We start from the raw sequence: 24208 nt of genomic DNA, 5'->3' as shown, positions 1-24208 counted from the left end.
GTCGCTTTTGGTCAGTAATTTGAGAAAGTAAAACCCAAAATAAAACACAAAATAAAGTACAAAAAAAGCGGATATCTGATTATAGATATCCGCTTTTTTATATTACAGACTACGAATGTTATTCGTAGTCACTTACAGGAACGCAAGAACAGAACAAATTACGATCACCATACACGTTATCCGCACGGCCTACCGGTGCCCAGTATTTTTGCTTGCGCAAAGATGGCACAGGGAAAGCGGCGACTTCACGGCCATACGCATGTGTCCATTCGTTTGCGACCAGCACCTCTGCTGTATGCGGCGCGTTTTTGAGCGGATTGTCTTTCGCATCGAATTCACCGCTAGCGACTTTAGCGATTTCTTCGCGGATCACAATCATCGCATCAATGAATCGATCCAGCTCAGCTTGTGATTCGCTTTCTGTTGGTTCAATCATCAAAGTACCCGGTACCGGGAAACTCATCGTAGGTGCGTGGAAGCCAAAGTCGATCAGGCGCTTTGCGACGTCTTCGTTACTGATGCCGGTTGCATCGGTCAATGGACGCAGATCCAGGATGCATTCATGCGCGACCAGACCATCATGACCAGAGTACAGCACTGGATAGTGAGGTGCCAGACGTTTAGCGATATAGTTCGCTGCCAGGATTGCTGTCTCTGTCGCTGCTTTCAAGCCTTCAGAGCCCATCATCGCGATGTACATCCAGGAGATCGGCAAAATACTGGCAGAGCCAAATGGCGCAGCACTGACAGCCGATATACCGTCTTCACCACGGACATAACCCGTCGATTTTTGATTCGGCAAGAACTTTGCCAGATGTGCGCCTACGGCGACTGGACCAACGCCAGGGCCGCCACCACCGTGAGGGATACAGAAGGTTTTATGCAGGTTCAGATGACTGACGTCACCGCCGAATTTACCCGGCGCAGCAACACCGACCAGCGCATTCATATTCGCACCATCCACATAAACCTGACCACCATGGGTGTGAACAATCTCGCACAAAGTCTGAATACCTTCTTCAAACACACCATGCGTGGACGGATACGTGACCATCGCCGCTGCCAGATTGGCGCTGTGCTTTTCGGCTTTGGCTTTCAAGTCCACCAGATCAACGTTACCGTTGTCATCGCAGGCAACGACAACGACATCCATGCCGACCATACTGGCGGATGCAGGGTTAGTGCCATGTGCCGATGATGGGATCAGGCAGATATTGCGATGTGCTTCGCCGCGAGACGCGTGGTAAGCCTGAATCACCAGCAAACCAGTGTACTCACCTTGCGAACCAGCATTGGGTTGCAGTGACACAGCATCGTAACCGGTCGCCGCGCACAACATGGCTTCTAACTGATCGATCATTTCGCGGTAACCGGTGGTCTGGTCGTCCGGTGCGAAAGGATGAATATTAGAAAATTCTGGCCAGGTCACTGGGATCATTTCGGAAGTTGCATTCAACTTCATCGTGCAAGAACCGAGCGGGATCATGGTGCGATCCAGAGCCAGATCTTTGTCAGCCAGGCTACGCAAATAACGCAGCATGTCGTGTTCTGCGTGGTAGCGACTGAAGGTTGGATGCGTCAGATAGGTCGTGGTGCGTGCCAGGGCTGCCGGGAAGGCATCTGCTACGCTCGCTTCAATTGCAGCGAAATCCGGCACTGCTTTCCCTGATCCCAAAATGGCCCACAATGCATCGACATCCGCGCGCGTCGCTGTTTCATCCAGTGAGATGCCTACTTGGGTCGCACTGATCTGGCGCAGATTGTAGCCTTGCGCTTGTGCGGCTGTATGGATAGCTGCGGCATCAGCGACGTTGATCGTTAAGGTGTCAAAAAAAGTGGCGTTAGCAATTGCTACGCCCATCGATTTTAAGCCAGCCGCCAAAGTACCGGTCAAACGGTGGGTACGTTGCGCGATTTGTTTCAAACCTACCGGGCCGTGATACACCGCATACATCGACGCGATCACTGCCAGCAAGACCTGTGCTGTACAAATGTTCGATGTCGCTTTTTCGCGACGGATATGTTGCTCACGTGTTTGCAGCGCCAGACGATAAGCTTGCTTACCTTGCGCATCAACCGTCACGCCGACCAGACGGCCTGGCATGGAGCGTTTGAACGCGTCTTTAGTACCCATGTAACCTGCGTGTGGGCCGCCAAAACCGAGCGGGACACCAAAGCGCTGGCTGTTACCGACGACCACGTCAGCACCCCAGGTACCTGGCGCTTCAATCAGCGTCAATGCTAACAAATCAGCGGCGGCGATGACCATCGCGCCTTTCGCATGCGCGGCGGCGGCGAATTCGCGGTAATCACGGATCTCGCCATCAACGCCCGGGTATTGCAAGAGAACACCAAAGCATTCGTTTTCTAGAGCTTCATTCGCTGTCAAGGTACGCACTTCAATACCCAAAGGCTTGGCACGTGTTTCGATGATTTCGCGGGTTTGTGGCAGCACATCATGCGCGACATAGAACACGTTGGAATTCGATTTGCCAACGCGCTGAATCAGAGTCATCGCCTCGGCTGCAGCGGTACCTTCGTCCAGCATCGATGCATTGGCAATGTCCATACCCGTCATGTCCATGATGACTTGCTGGAAGTTCAGAATTGCTTCCAGGCGACCTTGAGAAATTTCTGGCTGGTACGGTGTGTACGCGGTGTACCAGGCCGGATTTTCAAAAATATTCCGCAAAATCACGCCTGGCGTATGCGTGTTGTAATAACCCTGACCGATCAGGGATTTCAGTACTTTGTTCTTGCCTGCCAACGCTTTTAATGTTGCCAGCGCTTCCGTTTCTGATTTGGCTTCGGTGAATTGCGCCAGAGGCAATACGTCATGGCGGCGGATATTGGCAGGGACAATTGCATCGATCAGGGCGGTGCGTGTCGCATAACCCAAGGTCTTGAGCATGGCGGCTTGTTCTGCCTCGGAAGGTCCGATATGTCTGGCGATGAAAGCGTCATGCGCTTCGAGTTGAGTTAGGCTGGTGCGGGTCATGGTATTTGTGGGATAAAAACTGGTTAAAACAAAGTGTGGCGAATCAAGGAGGATTCGACCTATCCAGATGAATTGAATGCCCCGAGTATTTCAATTGTCGAGGTGCATTACAAGGCAAGGAACAAGGGGCACAGCAATATATCGATATTGCGCGCATTTGCAACGCCGTAATGCACCCGACACTGACATTTATCGGGACATCAAAAAATTAGCCGATATTTTTTTGGTAAGCTTCAGCAGACATCAAGGCATCAACATCAGCCGCATTGGCCGGCTTCAATTTGAACAACCATGCATCAAATGCGCCGGCATTGATCGCGTCTGGCGCGTCAACTACCGCATCATTGACTGCAACAACTTCACCAGCCACAGGTGCATACACGTCACCAGCTGCTTTGACAGATTCGATTACGCAGCAATCTTTACCGGCCGCCAACATCGCACCAACTTTTGGTACTTCAACGAAAACGATATCGCCCAACGCATCTTGCGCGAAGTCGGTAATACCCACGGACACTGTGCCGTCGGCTTCAACGCGCACCCATTCATGGGACGCTGTATATTTACGATCTGCTGGAACTGTCATGTTGCTCTCCAAAAAAATTTAAAAATAATTCGAAATAATTTAAAACAATTTTTTTTGTACTTCTGAATATTAAGGGTCCGGCACAAATTCAATTATAGAGATGGAGTCCTAGGCTTAAAACTTAGCAATATCCGGAACAATGTCCGGAGCAATACATCGGTACTGTAAGGATTTACAAAGCCGGATGCACTCTGGAATTGGATTTGTGGTGACTCCCTAAGCTACTAAAACCTTACCATTACGCACAAATGGCAATTTCACTACTGTCGCTGCTAATTGCTTGTCACGGATCTGAACATGTACTGTGTCGCCAATCGCAACGCCCATAGGTAAGCGCGCCAGAGCGATTGCTTCTTGCATGCTTGGGCTAAATGTACCGCTAGTGATTTCGCCGTCACCTTGTGCGGTGATGACTTTTTGATGTGCGCGCAGGATGCCGCCTTTTTCACGCAAAATCAGGCCCAGAAACTGTGCTGTCTGCCCCTGTTCTTGCAAAGCTTTTTTACCGACAAAGTCGCGCTCCGCAAGCAGATCGATCGTCCATGCCAGACCGGCATTTAATGGATTCACGGTTTCATCCATGTCCTGCCCGTATAGATTCATACCAGCTTCCAGACGCAAGGTGTCACGCGCGCCAAGACCTGCTGGCTTGACACCGGCAGCAACCAGTGCATCCCACAATTCAGTCACGCGCTCTGCGGCAACAGCGATTTCAAAACCGTCTTCGCCGGTATAACCCGTGCGTGCCACCATGACTTCGCCGAAAGAAGTGTCGGCAACGATCACGGCGTTAAATGGTTTGATCTCAGCACTGGCCGCTTTGGTTTCTGGCAAAACTTCCCATGCCTTAGCACGGGCATTTGGTCCTTGTACGGCAACCAGAGCAAATGCGTTTGCACCATCGCGGCGCTGTGTAATGGTGATGCCAGCATCGGTCGCAGCATTGTGCGCGGCCATCCAGGCAAGGTCTTTTGTGGCAGTGCCTGCATTGACGACGAGGCGGAACCAGTCTTCGCTGAAGTAATAAATAATCAGATCGTCGACAACCGTGCCTTCAGGTTTCAGCATGCAGGAATACAGCGCTTTGCCCGGGACTTGTAATTTATCAACGTTATTGGCAACCAGGCCACGCAGGAAGCTGCGGACATTCACGCCTTTCAGATCCACTACACACATATGGGAGACGTCGAACATTCCGCAATCGGTACGGACGGCATGATGTTCTTCGATTTGTGATCCGTAATTGACGGGCATGTCCCAGCCGCCGAAATCGACCATTTTTGCGCCGGCGGCACGGTGGGCAGAATTAAGTGGGGTTACTTGAAGAGTTGCGGCTGCTTGCGTCATGAGAACCTCATTACCAAAATAGAAGGGACAATGCATCACATGGATAAGCCACGGCTCATCGCATGCGATCACATCGCAGACCCCTCTGTCCTGATACCTGAGAGATTACGGACTGACCTTACGGCCCATCCGTGCGCACCTTCGGTGGATAGTTCGGCGTGATACCAACATGCCGCTATCGCTCTCCAGAGTTTGGGGTGTTTCTACAGCCCCGTTGATCAGTCCTTTTGCCTGAGAGTTTTTGGGTGTTAGCCCCTTCGGCGGTAACCATGGCTCGTTGGCTGGTCACGCTCTCCTGATCAAGTAGCGCGATTATAAGGGCTTCGCCTCTTAATGTGAACTTTAGCTGGCTAAATATTTGTGTCAATCTGGTTTGAAAATGAATCCGCATACTCCATGCGGCTTTGCTGGCATAAATGGCTCAAAAGGCGCATGGAATATGCGGAGTTGTTTTTAGAAATGCCTGAAAACTCTTGCTCAGGCACATCGCATGGCGTGCATGGCCTTATTGCAAAAATATAAAATAGCCCTTAGGAAAGATTGCTACGACACTGTTGACGATGAAACCTGATGCCGTGCCAGATTTCAGTCAGAGGGCTTTTAGTAGTTTTTTACAGGACTATTGATTGAATGTTGAATGTTGAATGTTGAATGTTGATTGACCAATTGATTAATCAATCAACAATACTCCACCGACATAATCAAATATTTCATCGCTATGAGCCGCGTGTTTAATCCCGATAGATATCACGCTTAATCTGCTGCATTTGCTGGCTATAACGGAATTCCCAGCTACGTAAATCGTCCATCCGGTGCGCAGTTCCCTGCAAAAACTCACGCAACTCCTGACGCTCCCGCTCACGTTTGCGGTCATTGTTCGCGGTATCGTTATTGGTCACACGATTTTTGTCGTCCTGATCACGCCGGATCTCCCGCTCGATCCGGTCCAGCCGGCGGGCGGCATCGCCACGACGATCGTTTAATGACGCCAGATCCATGTTGATGGTACTGAGCTTTCTGGCGATGTCCTCATAATCCTGCCCTGCACTCCAGGCACGTCGTGCTCTGTTTTGTTGATTCGCCTGACAGACTTCGATTGCCATCCGGTGATTGCTACGGCCAAAAGCGAAAGCATTATCAGGACTGCAATACACAGCATTTTGCGCAAACCACGCCTGATTGTAGGTATCACGCGTTTGCGGAATGACGAACACATTATTGCGACGGGCATTGTTCATGCGGTCTTCGAGCTGATTGGGCTGACCAAAACCATCGGTATTGCCGGCCTCACGCCAGTACTGGATTAATCGCTGCTCCCACTGCTGCTGGTATTCGGTCTCACTGAATTTCAAGCCTCTGGCCTTAGCATCTGCACGACGGGTAATCACATCCCGTCCCTCGGTCGCATCACTCCAGCCCAGACGACGCCAGTATTCAATAATCTCTTTATTCCAGGCTTCTTTGTAGGCGTCTTCACGCACCAGTACACCATTTGCCTGTGCCGCCTGCGCACGTTGTTTCAGCTCACTGTCTGATACCCCGTCATGCGCGTCCTGAAAACCGATTTGCGTCCAGTAAGCATAGTTACCGGCACGCCAGCCTTGCTGATAACTGACTTGATTAAAACCGATCGCTTGTCCGCTGACAGCCCTGAGTTGTTCATCTTTTGCCGAATGACCTGCCTTGCCATCCGTATCGCCAATACCGTACCAATAGTCTGCATTGCCTCGCACCCAGCCCCGCTGATACGCATCGGGATTCGATGGCGTATGGTTTTTAACGATAATCTCGGTTTTTAATTGCCGCTCATAGTTGGACACCGCAAGGGCACTGACACCGTCCCGCGCACCAACCTCTTCCCAAAAATGCTGATTGCCCTGTTGCCAGCCAGCCTGGTACTGGCTCGCTGATTCCAGTTTAATTTTGTCACCGTCAACCGCTGCACAAAATTGGCGACGCTCGTCAAAGCGCGGATCAAAACCCTGCGCGCCGTCTTTATTGCCGATGAAATTCCAGTCACCCACCTTGCAATCCTGACGCTGATTCATGGTCGTCTGACATCCAGCCAGAGGCAGCAGCATGACGGCTGCGAGAAGAGCCTTGCGACTTATTGTGAACATAGAGGGACTTTACTGTGGTGTAGGTGATATCTCAACGTTTGCGTTGCCGGTTTTGTTGACCTGACACGTTATTTGTTTTGACGTAAAGCGTACTAGGGTCTGTTAACAATCAAATCGGGAGATGCGTTCATGTCAGGACGCAGGGTTCCAAGGCGCGCGTCGTCGCTGAGGCTGGCGCCTCAACAAGAGGAGCAACACAGTCCATCTTGTGTCATGGCATGAACCTTCCGGGAATGGCCTGAAGATGCACATGGCGTTGTTGCAAGTCGCTGATAGTGCTCGCACTACGACGCTCCTTGCGCCTAGCCCGGTGCTTCTTCAGACTCATTCGCACTCCCAATTTGATTATTAACAGACCCTAGCCCCGTAAATATTTGCTTTTCTAGAAACAATTCTGACTATAATAATTTTTTCACTTCGATCAAGGAAAAACAATATGGCGCGATTCTTCAAATGGACTGGGCGTACACTACTCGTACTACTGCTCATCCTCGCAGTCGGTTTTATTCATGTCTGGTATTTCAAACCACTTAAAGCAGACTGGTTCTATGCGCGCGTCATGGCACGGTTTGCCTTAGACCAGCCCGAAATGCTGTCTAGTATGCGTATTCTTCCCGACTGGATGGATTTTTATAGCGACAAATTCAGCGACGCATCCCCTGCAGCAGATCAAAAAATGGCAGATATGGTGCGTGACAATCTCGCCACACTGCATCGATATCAACGCGACACCTACAGCCGCGACCAGCAATTATCCTACGATACGATGGAGTATTACCTGCGCATACAGGACGAAGGAGATCAATTTCGAGATCTGAATTTCCCAGTCAATCAGATGTTTGGCGTGCAATCGAATTTGCCGAATTTCATGATCGACATTCATCAGATCAATTCTGCAAAAGACGCAAAAAATTACATCGCACGATTGAACAAATTTCCGCTTAAATTCGATCAGGTGCTTGAAGGCTTAAAAATTCGCGAAGACAAAAATATCATTCCGCCGCAATTTCTCGTAGAAAAAGTGTTGGTGCAAATGCGGGATTTCATCGCCAAACCTGCCAGACAAAATCCGCTGTTCATCAGTTTCAAAGAAAAGCTCGACAAGGTACCGGCAAACACCATCGATACGACAACGCGCCAAGCCTTAATGACCGAGGCTGAAACCAGCGTGACGAAACAAGTCTATCCCGCTTATCAAAAATTGATTCAGTATTTCACAGCACTGCAAGCTAAAGCACAGGGCAATTTTGGTGTCTGGCATTATGCTGGTGGCGACGCGTATTACGCATGGGCAGTCAAGATGCATACCACAACTGATATGACACCGCAACAAGTACATGATCTGGGACTCGCTGAAGTTGCCCGTATCAGCAGCGAGATGGATGCTATTTTAAAAAGCAAAGGTCTGAGCGAAGGCACCGTCGGGGCGAGGGTATTACAGTTATCCGAAGATCCGGCACAGCTCTATCCAAACACGCCTGAAGGCAAACAAGCTATGCTCAAAGGCTTTCAGGTGATTTTGGATGAAGTCAACAAAGGACTCGATAGCAGCTTTGATGTACGTCCAAAACTCGGCGTCGAAGTCAAAGCGGTGCCAGAATTTTCCCAGGCAACTGCACCGGGCGCGTATTACAACCCCGGTGCATTCGATGGCTCACGCCCGGGCATCTTTTACGCAAACATGCGTGACACCAAAGAAAACCCCAAGTTCACCATGTGCACCCTCGCTTATCACGAAGGGATTCCGGGGCATCACTTCCAGATTTCTATCGCACAGGAATTGCAAAACGTTCCGTTCTTCAGGCAAGTATTGCCATTCACCGCTTATGCGGAAGGTTGGGCTCTGTATGCAGAACGTCTCGCCTGGGAGCTTGGGTTTGAAAAAGATCCTATGGACAATTTGGGGCGTCTGCGTGATGAAATGATGCGGGCTGTACGTCTCGTGGTCGATAGCGGCATTCATTACAAACACTGGACGCGTGAACAGGCAATCCAATACATGACGGACAATACAGGCATGGCACTCACCGATGTCACCGCCGAAATCGAGCGCTACATGGTCGATCCGGGTCAGGCACTGGCATACAAAGTCGGTATGCTAAAAATCCTCGCCCTGCGTGAAAAAGCCAAACTCGCCCTCGGTGACAAATTCGATCTCAAACAATTTCACAACGAGGTACTGACCCACGGCGCTCTGCCGTTGGTCGTGCTGGAACGCGTAATCGATGACTGGATTGCGAAGCGTAAAAAAGCGTAAGCAGTGACGTCAACTCTCGCTGATATCTTATGACAGAACAAAAATGAGGCGCGCTGAGAAGTGCGCCTCATTTTTTATGAGATGTTTACGAGGCATGGCATTAGCAAATCAATACGCCATAAGCATGCTCTCATTATTAATATACTGAGGGGATGTATATTTTAAAGACGTTTAAAAATAAGAGGATAAAGCCGTATTTATCCATATACTCCCCATAAAAAATATATTAAAAAATATAAAAGAGTCACACTCAAAGCGAAAACACCGTTGTCGGCAGCACTCAGCAAGGCAATCTTGTTTCGACTAACTCCATCCCCATATACGTGCTTCGTATCATTTCGTAATGTGTCCGTTTTGCTCCAACGCAGGTGAAAGCTGACACAATACTGCTACTCTCAACTAGTTCAGCTATTTCCGCCATTTCCATCACCTCTCACCTGAAGCGACTATGACCGCCCCTTCCAATACTGACAATACTGACGCTGCGTCCAAAAGTAGCCTGGCGACACTCAAAGGTTTAATTCCGTTTTTGCTTCCTTATCGTCGTCAGTTTTTTTTAGCAGGGATTGCGCTGATCATTGCAGCATGTGCGACGCTGGCGATTCCGTATGCGTTCCGGCAAATGATCGATCTGGGGTTTAGCACGACCGGCGCGCAAAGTATCAAACATGTAGATCTGACTTTTCTGGCCTTATTTGGTGTGGCATGTGTACTCGGCGTGGCAACGGCGGCGCGCTTCTATATGGTGTCATGGTTAGGTGAAAGGGTAACAGCAGATATTCGCAATGCAGTGTATTCACACGTGGTGACGCAAAGCCCGGAGTTTTTTGAAACGACGCAGACAGGAGAGGTGCTATCGCGCCTGACAACAGATACGACGCTGATTCAGTCCGTGGTGGGCACCAGTATTTCGATGGCCTTGCGTAATATTCTCTTGTTCATCGGTGGTCTGGCGATGTTATTTGTGACCAGTCCGAAGCTGGCCTCCATCATCATCGTCACGTTGGCGGCGACCATCCTGCCCATCGTCTTGTTCGGTCGCAAAGTACGCAAGCTGTCGCGTGACTCGCAGGACCGGATTGCGGATGCATCTGCCGTTGCAGGTGAAATCTTGAACGCCATGCCGACGGTGCAAGCCTTCACCCATGAACATATCGAAGCGCAGCGTTTTTCAGGTTCAGTAGAAAGTGCCTTCGCTACCGCAATGCGTCGTATCCGTGCGCGTTCTCTACTGACAATGCTGGCGATTTTGCTGGTGTTTGGTGCGATTGTATTTGTGTTGTGGCTAGGCGCACATGCCGTGATGGACGGTAGCATGAGTGGCGGCGAACTGGGCCAGTTCATTTTGTATGCCTCGATTGTGGCAGGAGCAGTGGGAGCATTGTCTGAGGTATTGGGAGAGGCCCAGCGCGCAGCCGGTGCAACAGAACGTCTGCTGGAACTGATGTCGCTCGAATCGCCGATACAATCGCCGGCAACAGCGATGTCACTTCCGGTTCTGACGACGAATGGCGCGGCATTATCATTGTCGGATGTCGTATTCCACTACCCTTCCCGACCGAATATGGCGTCTATCGGTCATATGTCACTCGACATCGCTCCGGGTGAAACAGTCGCCGTGGTCGGTTCGTCCGGCGCTGGTAAAACCACCTTATTCCAGTTGCTGTTGCGCTTTTATGATCCGCAGCAAGGGAGCATTAAACTCGATGGCGTTGAACTGCGCCAGCTAGATCTGCATGCGCTGCGCAATGCGATCGGTATCGTGCCGCAGGATACGGTCATTTTTTCTGCGAACGCGATGGAGAACATCCGTTACGGCAAAGCCGATGCTACTGATGCAGAGGTGATTGCCGCTGCCAAAATGGCTGCTGCGCATGAGTTCATCGAGCGCCTGCCAGAAGGCTATCAATCCTTTTTGGGAGAACGCGGCGTGCGCCTGTCCGGCGGTCAGCGTCAGCGAATTGCGATTGCACGAGCCTTGCTCAAAAATCCTCCATTGCTATTACTCGATGAAGCAACCAGCGCACTGGACGCAGAATCAGAGCGACTGGTACAAGGTGCACTCGAGGTCGCGATGAAAGGCCGCACGACCCTGATTATTGCTCACCGTCTGGCAACCGTACTGCGCGCCGACCGCATTATCGTGATGGAACACGGTCACATCGTCGAAACCGGCACGCATACCTCGCTGGTGGCACAGGGCGGTATTTATGCCAAGCTCGCCTCACTGCAATTTAATACGATGCTGGAGTAATCCGGCACACTCCTTGTGGCAAAATAACTCGCTTAATTTAGGGGCAGGATGAGAATTTACATTCAAGACTGAATTAGGATCCAAGTTAGCATCTGTTTTGACACCTGTTAATTATCAACCACAAGGAGACAATCATGATCGGTTACGTCACGCTGGGCACTAATCATTTTGAAAGTGCAGCACAATTCTATGACAGCTTGCTCGGCGTCATCGGTGCAAAGCGCTATATGGAATCGGATCAATTTATCGCCTGGGCAGTCAGCCCGACGCAACCCTCGCTAGGGATAATCAAACCCTATGACGGCAACCCAGCGACGGTCGGCAACGGTGTCATGGTGGCTCTCATCGTGGATAGTCCAGCCAAGGTAGATGCGCTGTACAACAAAGCCATTGAACTCGGTGGCAAAGATGAGGGTCCCGCTGGTCCGCGTGGTGGCGGCGGATTCTATGCAGGTTATTTCCGCGACCTGGATGGAAATAAGCTCAATGTATTTTGCATGGGTGGCTGAGGAATCTAGATTGATTCCAGTTTGATTTACGTGATCGCCTCATCTCGCTCAATTACAATCGCTGCCTTCATTGAGTGAAGGCAGCGATTTTTTTGGGCTTAATTTCCTTGCTCCCAAAAAAATTATCGCCCAGCTATCGATCAGCTCTCGTACGACTGGCGGCACTCATTCACTCATGGCTCCGCCGCAGTCCGTCTGTTGATCGATGAGGCTACCGCCTGCAAAATATCCTCAGACAATTGAGGATCATCGACTGCTCTAGACAGTACCAAGGCACCAACCATACTGGCAAAAGTTGCCAGTGCTTTATCCTGCCTTGCCGCCTTCGACTTGCCGGGCAATACTTTACTCAATATGCCGACCAGTCCGCGCACACCTTCAGTGACACTGGTGCGGACAGAGGAATTTTGTCTGGCGATATCAGCACCAAGAGCGGCAATTGCACAGCCACGGCCAGGATGATCTCTGTGCTTAGCTGTCAAATAGAATGATGTGATAGTTTCCAGCGGATGATCGGAATCCTTATCAATCATGGTTTGCCAATGCTCGACAGAGCGCTCCAGAGTTCTTGCGCAGCTCTGCGCAACCAGATCATCTTTGGAAGCGAAGTGTCCGTAAAAACCACCATGGGTCAGCCCCGCACTCTTCATTAAATCGGCGACGCCAATACCATCAAAACCTTTTTCGCGGAATAACTGCGCAGCAACATCAAGGATGCGCTCGCGGTTTTCTGCTGCCTGTTCCCTGCTGACTCTCATCGTAAGCCTTAATTATTTTGTACCTAATACTTGACATTATAGATTATGGTCGTAATATATTCAATCATGATGATCATCATTTATAAATTAAAGCAATTGCATATCAACTGCGCTTGGATTGAAACAAATTCTATGAAAGAGAAATGCAATTACTGACGCCCAATAGTGCTCAACAACGCCACCAAAGCCTGCTAAGCCCGTAAAAACATATGGAGTAAAGAATGACACAAGCACAATTCAATAACGATACACCCCGCGCCACCCTCGGCACCGCCTTGATTACCGGTGCCTCATCTGGTATCGGCGCCACCTATGCAGACCGCCTGGCTCGTCGCGGTTACGATCTGATACTGGTGGCACGCGACCAGGTGCGCCTGGATGAACTGGCCGACAAACTCCGTACAGAGACTGATGCCAAAATCAGCGTCTTGCGCGCCGACCTGACGAATAAGGCTGATCTGGCGCTTGTCGAGCATCAACTCACCAGCGACACCAGTATCACAATGCTGGTCAATAACGCAGGTATCGCCGCCAACGGTCCGCTGGCGGGCGCCAACCTGAATCAGATCGAAGGCATGATCAAATTAAATGTGCTGGCCCTCACACGACTGGCCAGCATCGCCTCGACTGAATTTGTCGCCCGCCAGCAAGGCAAGCTGATCAATATCGCCTCCGTCGTGGCATTGGCACCTGAAATGTTTAATGCCAGTTACAGCGCGACGAAAGCCTATGTACTCAGTCTGACGCAAACCTTGCATCACGAAATCAGCAAATACGGCGTACAAGTACAAGCGGTATTGCCAGGCATTACCCGTACCGAGATATGGGAACGTAGCGGTATTGATGCAGCGAATCTGCCCGCTGCAATGATCATGGAAGTCGATGAACTGGTCGATGCTGCCTTGGCAGGACTGGACGACGGTGAACTGATTACGATTCCCTCCCTGCCCGATACCGCAGACTGGACGAACTTCATTGCCGCCCGCGCGAAGCTGGGACCGAATTTGTCGCGTCAGCATGCGGCACCGCGCTACCAGCGTGTAGCAGCATACTGATGATTCCAAGTACGGAAACATAAAACCCATGACCAAGAACTGCCTCGCATACCACGCCCAGACACCACATCCCACAGCCGATAACACAGGACACGATCATGACAACTGCAACTGAGAATGCAGCAAATACCAATAATAAAGCCATGGCAGTCTGGCTGGTATTACTCGCTGCCGCCGGGACTTTTTCACTCACAATGGGAACCCGGCAAACCATGGGCTTGTTTCTCAGTCCTTTAAATACCGCAACGGGATTAGGAATAGGCAGCATCAGTCTGGCATTTGCGTTCGGTCAGTTGTGCTGGGGTCTGACGCAGCCTTTTGCCGGTGCGATGGCCGATAAAATTGGTGCTGGCCGTGTTCTGTTGACAGGTATTTTGTTGGTCGCGACCGGTACATTTATCACGCCGATGATGACGACAACGGCAGGATTGATTTTTAGTATCGGCATCTTGTCTGCCGGCGGCGCTGGCATGGCGGGACCGGCCGTACTGATGGCAACGGCAAATCGTCTGATCCCCGCGCATCAGCGCGGCATGGCGACGGGCATCATCAATGCAGGAGGCTCTTTCGGACAGTTTTTGATGGCACCGGTAGCGGGCGCGCTGATGCTAAGTTATGGCTGGGGGAATGCAATGCAGGTACTGGCGGTAATCGTATTGCTTGCACTGCCGGCTGCTTTTTTATTGCGTGGCAATTCGGTGCAGATGAATGCCGCATCGGGTGTAACGCCGGTATCAACCTCGGATGCGATACGCGGTGCGCTGCGTAATCCGAGCTATCTGATGCTAAGTGCGGGTTTTTTTGTGTGCGGGTTTCATGTCGCTTTTCTGGCGACGCATTTGCCTGGCGTGATTGCTTCTTGCGGCTTGCCAGCACAGTTCGGGGCATGGTCACTGGCAATGCTGGGTTTATTCAATATCGTCGGCAGCGTGAGCATGGGCTGGGCGGTCGGACGCTGGCGTATGAAATCGCTCTTGTCAGCCTTATATGCAACACGTGCTCTCGCTGTGATCCTGTTTTTGATCATGCCAAAAACAGGAACCGTGATGTTGGTCTTCGCCGCGATCATGGGACTGACCTTTTTATCTACCGTGCCACCAACGGCAGGCCTGGTCGCCAAGTTTTTTGGCCCGGCAAACATGGCAACCCTGTTTGGCATCGTGATGCTGACACACCAGATCGGCGGCTTCCTTGGTGTATGGCTAGGCGGCAAAGTATTTGACGCCACCGGCAACTACAATCTGATGTGGTACATCGATATTATGCTGGCGGTCGGTGCGGCTTTATTGCATTTACCGATTAAAGAAAAAATGCTGACACCTGTAATGGCATGATTTCGATTCAATCAATTTAATAGATTCAAAAAAATCCGGCGTTGTAGTTGCCGGATTTTTTTATTTCCACAGATAGGTAGCATCGGATTTTGCTTCCCTGTTCCGAGGCTCACGGCAACCATGTCTTTAGATACTCCGCACATCCTGATCTAGGGTGGGCAGCCTATTTCCTCGGGGCAGCAGATAGCCCCTCCCTTTAGAGATCAAACACGATGTTGTGCGTTAAATTTTTCCATGATATGATGGACATCATGCGAAAATCATCCACCAATATCCGAAGCTCTGCCAAAGAGGCCTCACACGAGCGCATCGTCGATGTTGCTGCACGCGCTATCCGGCGTAGCGGCTACGACGGCACGGGTGTCGCCGACATCATGAAAGAAGCTGGCCTGACGCACGGTGCCTTCTACGCCCATTTCACCTCCCGCGAAGCCATGCTGGTCGAGGCGGTAGAGCGCGCCGGGGCGCAAGCCAATGCTGCGGCGGTAAGTGTCGTTGCGGCCGTTCCGCCGGAACAGGCTTTGCAAGCCTTGATGCAGGTTTACCTCTCAAAAGAACACCTTGAGGGTATTGAAACTGGTTGCCCGGTGTCAGCTCTCGGTTCGGAAATGCCACGCCAATCGCCAGAGGTGCGCCGTGCAGCAACGCGCCGCATCAAAGAGATGATTGATCTTGTCGCGCGTCAGATGCCAGACTGGGGACAACCCAACGCGCACGAGCGTGCACTGGTGACTGTGGCAACGATGGTTGGCACATTGATGCTGGCCCGCGCGGTCGATGATACTGCATTGTCTGACGCACTATGCAGTGCAACGTTGAAAAGCCTGCACCATGCCGAAGTGTGAACCACCTGTTTATATTTTCTCGCTTGCTTAAAAATATGATGACCATCATGTCAAATTATTTAATCAACTAAACCTTAAATTTTAACCCCGCACTTTTTGAAAAGAGCAAATATCATGAAAGCATACATCCTTGATCGTTATGGGAAAAAAGCGCAGTTACGGGCAGGCACAGTGCCAGAACCAGAGTTGCGCGAGGACGAGGTATTGATTCAGGTTCACGCTAGCGGTGTCAATCTTCTCGATTCCAAGATCCGTGACGGCGAGTTCAAACTGATCCTGCCCTATCGCCTGCCCTTAGCCCTAGGTCATGACGTTGCCGGAGTGGTGACCAAGCTTGGATCACGGGTGCGGCAATTCAAAGTTGGCGATGAGGTCTACGCCAGGGCAGATGATTTCCGTATTGGCACGTTCGCCGAGTTCGTGGCGGTCAAAGAAGGTTCGCTCGCGCTCAAGCCCAACAACATCAGCATGGAAGAAGCCGCTTCTATTCCTCTCGTTGGATTAACGGTTTGGCAGGCGCTGGTTGAAAAGGCTGGACTGAAAAAAGGGCAGAAGGTGTTCATTCAAGCGGGTTCCGGTGGGGTAGGTACATTTGCCATTCAGTTGGCCAAGCATCTGGGCGCCACCGTGGCGACAACCACCAGCACAACGAATATTGCTTTAGTGAAGAGCCTAGGCGCAGATATCGTCATCGACTACAAGACAGAGGATGCCGAACAAATCCTGAGCGGCTATGACGTGGTGTTGCATAGCCAGGATGCGAAGATGCTAGAGAAGTCCTTGAATGTATTAAAACCAGGTGGAAAACTTATCTCTATCTCAGGACCACCTGATCTTGAGTTTGCGGAGGAAATCAAGGCCCCCTGGTTTGTGAAACAGGTCATGCGCGTTCTGAGTTTTGGTACCAGAAGAAAAGCCAAACGCCGTAACCTCAGTTTTTCCTTCCTCTTCATGAAAGCGAGCGGTAGCCAGTTACGCCAGATCACGCCTCTGATCGAGTCCGGTGCCATACGCCCAGTAGTGGATAAAGTCTTTCCATTCGCATCGACTAACGACGCATTGGCTTACGTCGCAAGCGGGCGCGCTAAAGGCAAGGTAGTCATCAAAGTTCTATGAGTTATCAGCCTTAATCATCCGGTCAACAAAACCGGCAATTGCACGTCTATTCATATGACGATCATCATATTTTGATCGTTATTTAACCTCAGGAGTCTTAAATGAACATTGAAAATGCTGTCGTCCTTATCACTGGTGCCAACCGCGGAATCGGTTTGGCGTTTGCCCGCGCATTGCTTGCTCGCGGCGCCCGCAAGGTCTACGCCGCTGCACGCAACCCATCCACGGTTACTTTGCCAGGTGTGCAGGCCTTGCAGCTTGACGTGACCAATCCCGAGCAAATCGCTGCTGCTGTCAATTTGGCGGCGGACGTGACACTGGTAATCAATAACGCCGGCATTGCCCAGCCCGGCGGATTTCTCATGCCTGACAGCGAAGCAGTTGCGCGGCGTATTTTTGAGACCAATTTCTTTGGCATACTGAATGTGAGCAAGGCCTTTGCGCCGGCGCTCAAAGTCAATGGCGGAGGTGCGCTACTGAATGTGCTGTCGGTCGCATCATGGGTCAATGGCGGCGAGCTGGCCGCCTATTCAGCCAGCAAGTCAGCCGCATGGTCGCTGACCAACGCACTGCGTCATGAGCTGGCGGAGCAGAATACACAGGTACTCGGCTTGCATATGGCCTATGTTGACACCGATCTCACGCGAGGCTTCGATGTCCAGAAGAGTAGTGCTGAAGAAATCGTCCAGCGCGCGCTTGATGGGCTTGAGGCAGGCGTCGATGAAGTGCTGGCCGATACGTTGACTCAACAGGTCAGGCAAGGGTTGACGGCACCGCGCCCGGCCTATCTTCCACAGACTAACTGAGTCGAGAACATCTAAATAAATATGCAGAGAAATCTGCAAAAAAATCTGCATATGACTCACAACTCTTTTGACACACTCCTTGCAACCCAGCAAGTTGGGTACATGATGATGGAACCACTGAAATGAATCATTTAAATCTATTAACGATCAGCATCCTCGGGCTCACTCTGGCTGCACCACTCCACTCAACATCAGCTGAAGTAGCGAAGGTCTCGGATGCTGCACCCATAACTACCTCGCAAAGCCCGCAGGCAATAGACCAAGCATCACAGGATTCCTGGAAAAATGTGCCAACGCAAACCATCGCGGCAGACGGCGTAAACTACGCGTACCGTGAGCTTGGGAAAAGCAACGGCGGTACGCCGGTAGTATTTCTGGTTCACCTGGCTGCAGTAATGGACAATTGGGACCCGCGGATCGTAGAAGGCTTTGCGGCGAAGCATCACGTAGTCATATTCGATAACCGTGGTATCGGCGCATCTGGCGGCATACCGTCGAATTCGATAGAACAAATGGCAGATGATGCCATCAGTTTCATCAGGGCGAAGGGATTCACGCAGGTTGATCTGTTTGGTTTTTCGCTAGGTGGAATGATCGCCCAGGAAATCGTACTGAAGCAGCCACAACTAGTCCGCAAAATGGTACTTGCGGGCACAGGTCCCGCTGGTGGCGCAGGGATCAGTTCAGTGGCGGGAGTGACCTTCTACGATATGCTACGGGGTTTCTTTACGGGCCAGGATGCAAAGCAATTCCTGTTCTTTACGCGCACGCCTGGCGGCATCGAAGCAGGCAAGGCGTTTCTGGAACGATTGAAGGAGCGTTCGGAAAATCGTGACAAAGAAATTACCGTGAGCGCGTTTCTGGCGCAATTAAAGGCGCTGCGTGCATGGGGCTCTAAACAGTCTGTAGATCTCTCCGTGGTTAAGCAGCCGGTACTCGTCGTCAATGGTGACGATGACCGGATGGTGCCAACGCCAAACTCGCACGACTTGGCGCGACGACTTCCGAACAGCGAACTTATCATTTATCCCGATGCCGGACATGGCGGCGTGTTTCAGTTTTACGCCGACTTCTTACCCAGGGCACTCGCATTTCTCAAGCAATAGCAAGTACAGGTAATTTTCGAGCATCCTCTCACTTACTCAAGTAAGGATTTAGCCTGACCGATACCGATATCACCGCCCCGACCCGTTTTATAGATTTCAACGGCGACAAATTTTCTTATCGCCGCTGGGGCAACGCTACGACGGGTCAGCCGCCCCTATTTTTTTTATAGCACTTTCGGGGGTGGAATGGATGATTCAAATCCGCTCATGACGGGCAGTCCGGCGGCTGGGCACAAGATCCTTTTCATTAGTCGAGGTATTGCATCCTCGTCGGACATACCGCGCCTCTAAATTGGACATATGGCAAACGACGCGGCAGCGGTTACACGTGCACTCGGTCAAGCCTATACCCAGTTCGGGATGACGTCATTTCAGGAGGACGTTGACCAGTCAGAAAATATTGCATCAATTCAGACACTGAGCGTATCGCAGTACCGAATGGCAAAGGCTCTGAGCCGCGAAAAAATAATCCGCGCTTCACATCGCCCTTGAGTGCGAACGACAATTGCGTGTCGATGCAAAATTGCCCTGCCTTGCTTAAGCCATCTCGCAAGCCGCATTGATGGAGACAATCAAAAGCCACCAGGCATTTTTTCTGCTTTGCCTTATCCTGGAGTTTCTGCTCTTTTTCCAGATACGTAGCGAGCCATGGCGTTTTGACAGCTCGTGCCGGCAGACCAGCGACGCTCATGAAGGTGACGATATCTTGCGGCCTGGCTTCAGCCAGCGTTTTCTTAAAGTTCACATGTGCATCGCCTTCCTCGGTGACGGCAAAGGCCGTTCCGAACTGCACGGCGCTTGCCCCTTGTGATAGCAGCTCGCGCACCTTGTCATGGCTATTGACGCCTCCGGCGGCGATCAATGGAATATTTTCTTTCTCCAGTCCCAGCTCTCTGAAAAGTTCACGAGTACCCGACAAGACACCAGCCATTTCAAAGCGTGCATCGCCGACATCCTCCGCCCGTGGCGCACCGAGATGACCACCAGCATAGCGCGGGTGCTCGACCACAATCGCGTCGGGTAAGCGACCTTTGCGCATCCATTTTTTCATGAGCAAGGCAATCCCGCGGACATCCGACAAAATCGGAATCAAGGCGACTTTGGGGAAATCAATGGTGATTTCCGGCAAGTCCATCGGCAAGCCCGCACCGACTACGATAGCATGCGCACCGCTGGCGCAAGATTGCCTGACATAATGTGCATACTCAGATACGGCGCGCATTACATTGACAGCAATTGCACCCGCCTCACCGGCAAGTGCTTTTGCCGCCTGGATTTCACGGTCGAGTGCGATCAGGTTCACCTTGTTGATCAGGTCCTTGTCCTTGCTACTGCCGGTTTGCCCCATCAGATCTGCGTGGTGACGACGCAGATCCACACTGGAGATTGTGCCCAGTCCGCCAAGACTGGCGACGGTTCCCGCCAATTGGTGTGCAGAGATGCCAATCCCCATTCCTCCCTGTACGATGGGAAGTAAAAACTTTTCTTTCAATTGAAATAAAGGGAGTGAACTAGTGAGCACAATTTTTCCTTATTAAATAGGACTTGTAAGACAGTATCGTCGGCATCTCGCGTAGTAACTTCCAGCACAATTTGCATTACATGCGAAGGCCGGACAAACAGTGACTTCGCAGAGTAAGTCCTTTAAACATCATCAGATTTGATGTGGATTAAAGATTATTCTGATTCTGTCTGAGTGCTTCAGTTAAGCCCTCTCGCGCGGCAATTATCTTGTAACAAGAATGACATTTTTCTTGACGCTGTAATTGGCACTTGCGTACACTCTCACGATCCCCTAAAAACCGTCGATCATGATCGATTAGACAATACACCGCCTATGAAACGTAACCGACAAGCTCTTTCCTCCGTTTTTTCTCCGGCAATTTCTTCTGTCTTAACATCCGCACTCGTATTCTGCTTATCGTCAGCCGCCTATGCAGAAGAACGCGACGTCGCCACATCAACCAGCACCCCAGAATCGAATGTCAATCTGATCCAGACTGCTCCGGCAGCCAGTACGGTGGCGGTTGAACTGCCGCTAGATACAATCACGATCGCACAAGAAACGGACTTATGGAATCGCATCCGCAGCGGCTACGCGATACCGGACCTGGATAACCAGCTCGTCAGCAACCAGCTGACCTGGTATAGCACACGCATTGACTACATCCAGCGCACGGTACAACGCGGTTCGCGTTATTTATATCATGTGGTCGAGGAATTAGAAAAACGCGGCATGCCAACGGAACTGGCTTTGCTGCCATTTATTGAGTCCGCTTTTAACCCACAAGCTATTTCGACTGCCAAAGCCTCAGGCATGTGGCAATTCATGGCGGCAACCGGGCGCGACTTCAACCTGAAACAAAATATGTTCAAGGATGACCGGCGTGGCGTACTGGATTCAACCGATGCTGCACTGACATACCTGGAACGTCTGCACGGCATGTTTGGCGACTGGCAATTAGCGCTGGCTGCTTACAACTGGGGTGAAGGCTCTGTGCAGCGTGCCATCAAGAAGCAGCAAGCGATGGGTCTGCCAATCGATTTTGAGAGCCTGTCTGCCCTCATGCCAAATGAAACAAAAAACTACCTTCCCAAGCTGCAGGCAGTCAAAAATATCATTGGTCATCCCGAGCAATTTGGCATTGAATTACCGAAACTGGATAATCAGCCCTACTTCGTCTCAGTAGAGAAGACGCGTGACATTGATGTCCGCGTAGCAGCGCAATTGGCAGAAATGTCCGTCGGTGATTTTACCGCACTGAATCCGCAATTCAATCGCCCTGTGATTACAGGAGGCAGCAATACCAAAATTTTGCTCCCGACGGACAATGCGATGGTTTTCAGGGACAATTTGAGCAAATGGAATGGCCCTCTCTCCTCTTGGGCAACCCATACCGTAGGAAAGACAGAACGCGTCGAATCTCTGGCGAGCCGCCTGGGTTTAAAACCCGAAGTGCTGCGCGAGGTGAATTTGATCCCGGCCAAGATGCTGGTCAAAGCAGGATCAACCTTGCTCATCCCCAAGTCAAGCAAAACGCCCGACCAGGATATTTCTCTCGAAATTGCAGAAAAAGCGCAGTTGATTATTGAGAAGACACCGTCAACCCGACAAGTCAGTATCAAAGTCGGCAAACGCGACAATCTGAATTCCATTGCCCGACATTATCATGTCAGCGTAGCGGATGTGAAAAGCTGGAACAATTTGAAGCGCGATAGTGTTGTAGCAGGGCAAGCATTGCAAATTCATGTACCTGTTCAACAAGCAAGAACAAAAAATTTCCACGTCGTCGTTGCACAAAATAACCGTACTAGCCGCAACGGTAAAGTAGTGAGCCACGTCACTAAAACCCATACTGCTACAACCAAGATTGCTCTGGCAAAAACAAAACCCGGCAAAAAACATAGCTAGAGCTTTCGCTCTGCTGCAAGTGCGGTAAAGCATCTCTGGTGATATAAATAAAAAAGGCACAAAATGTGCCTTTTTTATTTGCGCTTTGCTTTCATCTTGCTCGTGCGCTGCCTGTGCAATATTTGTAAGCACCGGCTAGCTAACCAGTGCTTCGCTCAGGCGCTTACTTACCGGATTGATTCGCGTAGATGATCCAGTAACGTGCCAGATCAGCAGTACCGTCAGTACCCTGAACCGTTTTCAATACTTTAATAGCATTGGATTTTTTACCCGCTTCAATCAAAGCAATACCTTGCAACAGCTTGACGTCATCAGGACGTTTCAACTCACCTTTCGCAATACCTTGCTCAATCATTTTCAAGCCTTTATCAGCTTGGCCAGCAGTCACGTAGCCGTAACCAAGATTCACCAAGCCTGTACCGTCTTTGCTCTGACTAGCTTCTGTTTCATTCGCAGTTGCGCTGGCTTTGCTTTCTGCCAGATTTTTGTTCGCCAGATCACGCAAACGCTTATGACGCTCAGCTTCAGTGCCGGTACCTAAGGCACCTGCTTTGTAACCTTGTTCAATAATCTTGATTGCCTCTGCCGGATAACCAGCTTGCAAAGACAATTGAGACATTTCCATGAAATCGTTCGTACGGGTAATCTGACCCAATGCGAATTTCAGACGATACAGATTCAGTGACAAACGCTCGGAGTACCCAGGCTTGCTTTGAATACGACCCAGTAAATCAATCCAGTAATCTTTCTTCGGGTAGTAAGTCAGCAGTTTTTCGATCGCAGCAACATAGGTTGCCTTATCATTTTGCTTCAAAGCAGCATTGGCGTATAACTGCAAACTTGTTTCACTTGGAGCACGGCCAGATTTCTCCTCGGCAGCCAGATCCGAACGAACTTCTTTCATCGTGCCAGAGTAGTCACCGCTCATGTACATCGATTGAATCAGGAAAGGGCGCATCGCAGGATCGCTGCCGCCATCTGTATAGTAACGCTTTACCCATTGTGTCGTTTTAGCGTAATTACCCGCTTTGTAATAAGCAGATGCCAAGCCTTGTACATATTTCAGTTGTTCGCCAGCAGGCAATTTATTCGCAGAGATAATGGCTTCATAAGAACGGATCACCGTGTCGTTATCACCAGCGGCGCTCGCAATGGCGGCGCGCATACGTTCAATAGTGAAATTTTCATTCACGGTTTTACCGCTTACGCTATCCGTCTCGTGAATTTTTGCCAGCGCATCTTTGTATTTTTTGGCCTTAAATAATTCACCAGCAGCTTGCACTACCTTGCCGATTTCCGGGCGCATTGCTTCCTGAGCATAGGCTGTATTTCCAGCGATCGTTGTCAACTCAGGTACAGCACAGAATCCAATCGCAGCAAGTAATACGGCGAGACGTGACAATCGTAATTGCTTCATGTTTTGATCTCTCAATCAATAAAAATCAATAAATATAATGAATGTGGACGTTACAGCATTTTGAATATGAAAAAAGGCAGGAGTAACCCTGCCAATTTTGAATAATACCTTAGTTTTTGCGCTTGAAACAGCCAGAAGCTAAGTAATTGCAAACTACTTATTTCAAGAACTGCTCATTACCAACCATCCCGATCTTAGTGACACCAAGGCGCTGTGCCGTTGCCATCACATGGGCTACCGACTTGTACGCCACCAGCTTGTTGGGCCGCAGATGCACTTCCGGCTGAT

The 24208-nt window shown here is 50.6% G+C and carries 18 protein-coding genes and 2 riboswitches; of the genes, 10 read left to right on the top strand and 8 right to left on the bottom strand.

Annotated features, from left to right (window positions below):
• Positions 1–118: 118 nt before the first annotated feature.
• The 4 genes from gcvP to ACO0K4_RS09045 form a co-directional block, all read right to left on the bottom strand.
• Positions 119–2998, bottom strand: a complete 2880-nt coding sequence (gene gcvP, locus ACO0K4_RS09060) for an aminomethyl-transferring glycine dehydrogenase (protein WP_422956304.1) — start codon at positions 2996–2998, stop codon at positions 119–121.
• Between the two features lie 208 nt (positions 2999–3206).
• Complete coding sequence (gene gcvH / locus ACO0K4_RS09055) at positions 3207–3584, bottom strand: glycine cleavage system protein GcvH (RefSeq protein ID WP_422956303.1); 378 nt, start codon at positions 3582–3584, stop codon at positions 3207–3209.
• Positions 3585–3800: 216 nt separating this feature from the next.
• Complete coding sequence (gene gcvT, locus ACO0K4_RS09050) at positions 3801–4931, bottom strand: glycine cleavage system aminomethyltransferase GcvT (protein ID WP_422956302.1); 1131 nt, start codon at positions 4929–4931, stop codon at positions 3801–3803.
• A 75-nt stretch (positions 4932–5006) separates the two neighbouring features.
• Positions 5007–5130: riboswitch (glycine riboswitch) on the bottom strand.
• A gap of 10 nt (positions 5131–5140) precedes the next feature.
• A riboswitch (glycine riboswitch) is annotated at positions 5141–5239 on the bottom strand.
• A 423-nt stretch (positions 5240–5662) separates the two neighbouring features.
• Positions 5663–7051, bottom strand: a complete 1389-nt coding sequence (locus tag ACO0K4_RS09045) for a DUF2799 domain-containing protein (RefSeq protein ID WP_422956301.1) — start codon at positions 7049–7051, stop codon at positions 5663–5665.
• A 436-nt stretch (positions 7052–7487) separates the two neighbouring features.
• Between ACO0K4_RS09045 and ACO0K4_RS09040 the strand changes: the two genes are divergently transcribed.
• From ACO0K4_RS09040 to ACO0K4_RS09030, 3 genes are all read left to right on the top strand, one after another.
• On the top strand, positions 7488–9308 hold the full coding sequence (locus ACO0K4_RS09040) for a DUF885 domain-containing protein (protein ID WP_422956300.1): 1821 nt from the start codon (positions 7488–7490) through the stop codon (positions 9306–9308).
• Between the two features lie 448 nt (positions 9309–9756).
• Complete coding sequence (locus ACO0K4_RS09035; protein ID WP_422956299.1) at positions 9757–11562, top strand: ABC transporter transmembrane domain-containing protein; 1806 nt, start codon at positions 9757–9759, stop codon at positions 11560–11562.
• 134 nt (positions 11563–11696) lie between these two features.
• Positions 11697–12071, top strand: coding sequence for a VOC family protein (locus ACO0K4_RS09030; RefSeq protein ID WP_422956298.1), 375 nt, complete (start codon positions 11697–11699; stop codon positions 12069–12071).
• Positions 12072–12244: 173 nt separating this feature from the next.
• On the opposite strand, the gene ACO0K4_RS09025 is transcribed toward ACO0K4_RS09030, so the two are convergent.
• Positions 12245–12829, bottom strand: coding sequence for a TetR/AcrR family transcriptional regulator (locus ACO0K4_RS09025; protein WP_422956297.1), 585 nt, complete (start codon positions 12827–12829; stop codon positions 12245–12247).
• A gap of 221 nt (positions 12830–13050) precedes the next feature.
• Between ACO0K4_RS09025 and ACO0K4_RS09020 the strand changes: the two genes are divergently transcribed.
• From ACO0K4_RS09020 to ACO0K4_RS08995, 6 genes are all read left to right on the top strand, one after another.
• Positions 13051–13884 (top strand): SDR family NAD(P)-dependent oxidoreductase, encoded by an 834-nt coding sequence (locus ACO0K4_RS09020; RefSeq protein WP_422956296.1) that lies wholly within the window; start codon positions 13051–13053, stop codon positions 13882–13884.
• Between the two features lie 98 nt (positions 13885–13982).
• Positions 13983–15218 (top strand): MFS transporter, encoded by a 1236-nt coding sequence (locus tag ACO0K4_RS09015; protein WP_422956295.1) that lies wholly within the window; start codon positions 13983–13985, stop codon positions 15216–15218.
• A gap of 239 nt (positions 15219–15457) precedes the next feature.
• Complete coding sequence (locus tag ACO0K4_RS09010; RefSeq protein WP_422956630.1) at positions 15458–16063, top strand: TetR/AcrR family transcriptional regulator; 606 nt, start codon at positions 15458–15460, stop codon at positions 16061–16063.
• A 114-nt stretch (positions 16064–16177) separates the two neighbouring features.
• On the top strand, positions 16178–17179 hold the full coding sequence (locus tag ACO0K4_RS09005; protein ID WP_422956629.1) for an NADP-dependent oxidoreductase: 1002 nt from the start codon (positions 16178–16180) through the stop codon (positions 17177–17179).
• Positions 17180–17280: 101 nt separating this feature from the next.
• Positions 17281–17985 carry an SDR family oxidoreductase gene (locus ACO0K4_RS09000; protein ID WP_422956294.1) on the top strand — a complete coding sequence of 235 codons (705 nt, stop codon included), beginning with the start codon at positions 17281–17283 and terminating at the stop codon, positions 17983–17985.
• 122 nt (positions 17986–18107) lie between these two features.
• The gene (locus ACO0K4_RS08995; protein ID WP_422956293.1) at positions 18108–19091 is read left to right on the top strand and encodes an alpha/beta fold hydrolase; all 984 of its coding nucleotides are present in this window, start codon (positions 18108–18110) and stop codon (positions 19089–19091) included.
• 322 nt (positions 19092–19413) lie between these two features.
• Here the strand turns inward: ACO0K4_RS08995 and ACO0K4_RS08990 are convergent, their stop codons facing one another.
• A complete protein-coding gene (locus ACO0K4_RS08990) occupies positions 19414–20616 on the bottom strand; it encodes an NAD(P)H-dependent flavin oxidoreductase (RefSeq protein WP_422956628.1) in 1203 nt (400 codons plus the stop codon).
• A 312-nt stretch (positions 20617–20928) separates the two neighbouring features.
• On the opposite strand from ACO0K4_RS08990, the gene ACO0K4_RS08985 reads away from it, so the two are divergent.
• Complete coding sequence (locus tag ACO0K4_RS08985) at positions 20929–22503, top strand: transglycosylase SLT domain-containing protein (RefSeq protein WP_422956292.1); 1575 nt, start codon at positions 20929–20931, stop codon at positions 22501–22503.
• 163 nt (positions 22504–22666) lie between these two features.
• Here ACO0K4_RS08985 and ACO0K4_RS08980 read toward each other — a convergent pair whose 3' ends face one another.
• Together ACO0K4_RS08980 and ACO0K4_RS08975 are read right to left on the bottom strand one after the other, a co-directional pair.
• Positions 22667–23920, bottom strand: a complete 1254-nt coding sequence (locus ACO0K4_RS08980; protein WP_422956291.1) for a hypothetical protein — start codon at positions 23918–23920, stop codon at positions 22667–22669.
• Positions 23921–24077: 157 nt separating this feature from the next.
• On the bottom strand, positions 24078–24208 hold a 131-nt coding region (locus ACO0K4_RS08975), incomplete at its 5' end, for an ExbD/TolR family protein (protein ID WP_422956290.1).

The organism is Undibacterium sp. RuTC16W (genome assembly GCF_049339445.1).
Taxonomy (GTDB): domain Bacteria; phylum Pseudomonadota; class Gammaproteobacteria; order Burkholderiales; family Burkholderiaceae_D; genus Undibacterium.
This window is presented reverse-complemented; position numbering and strand designations above follow the sequence as displayed.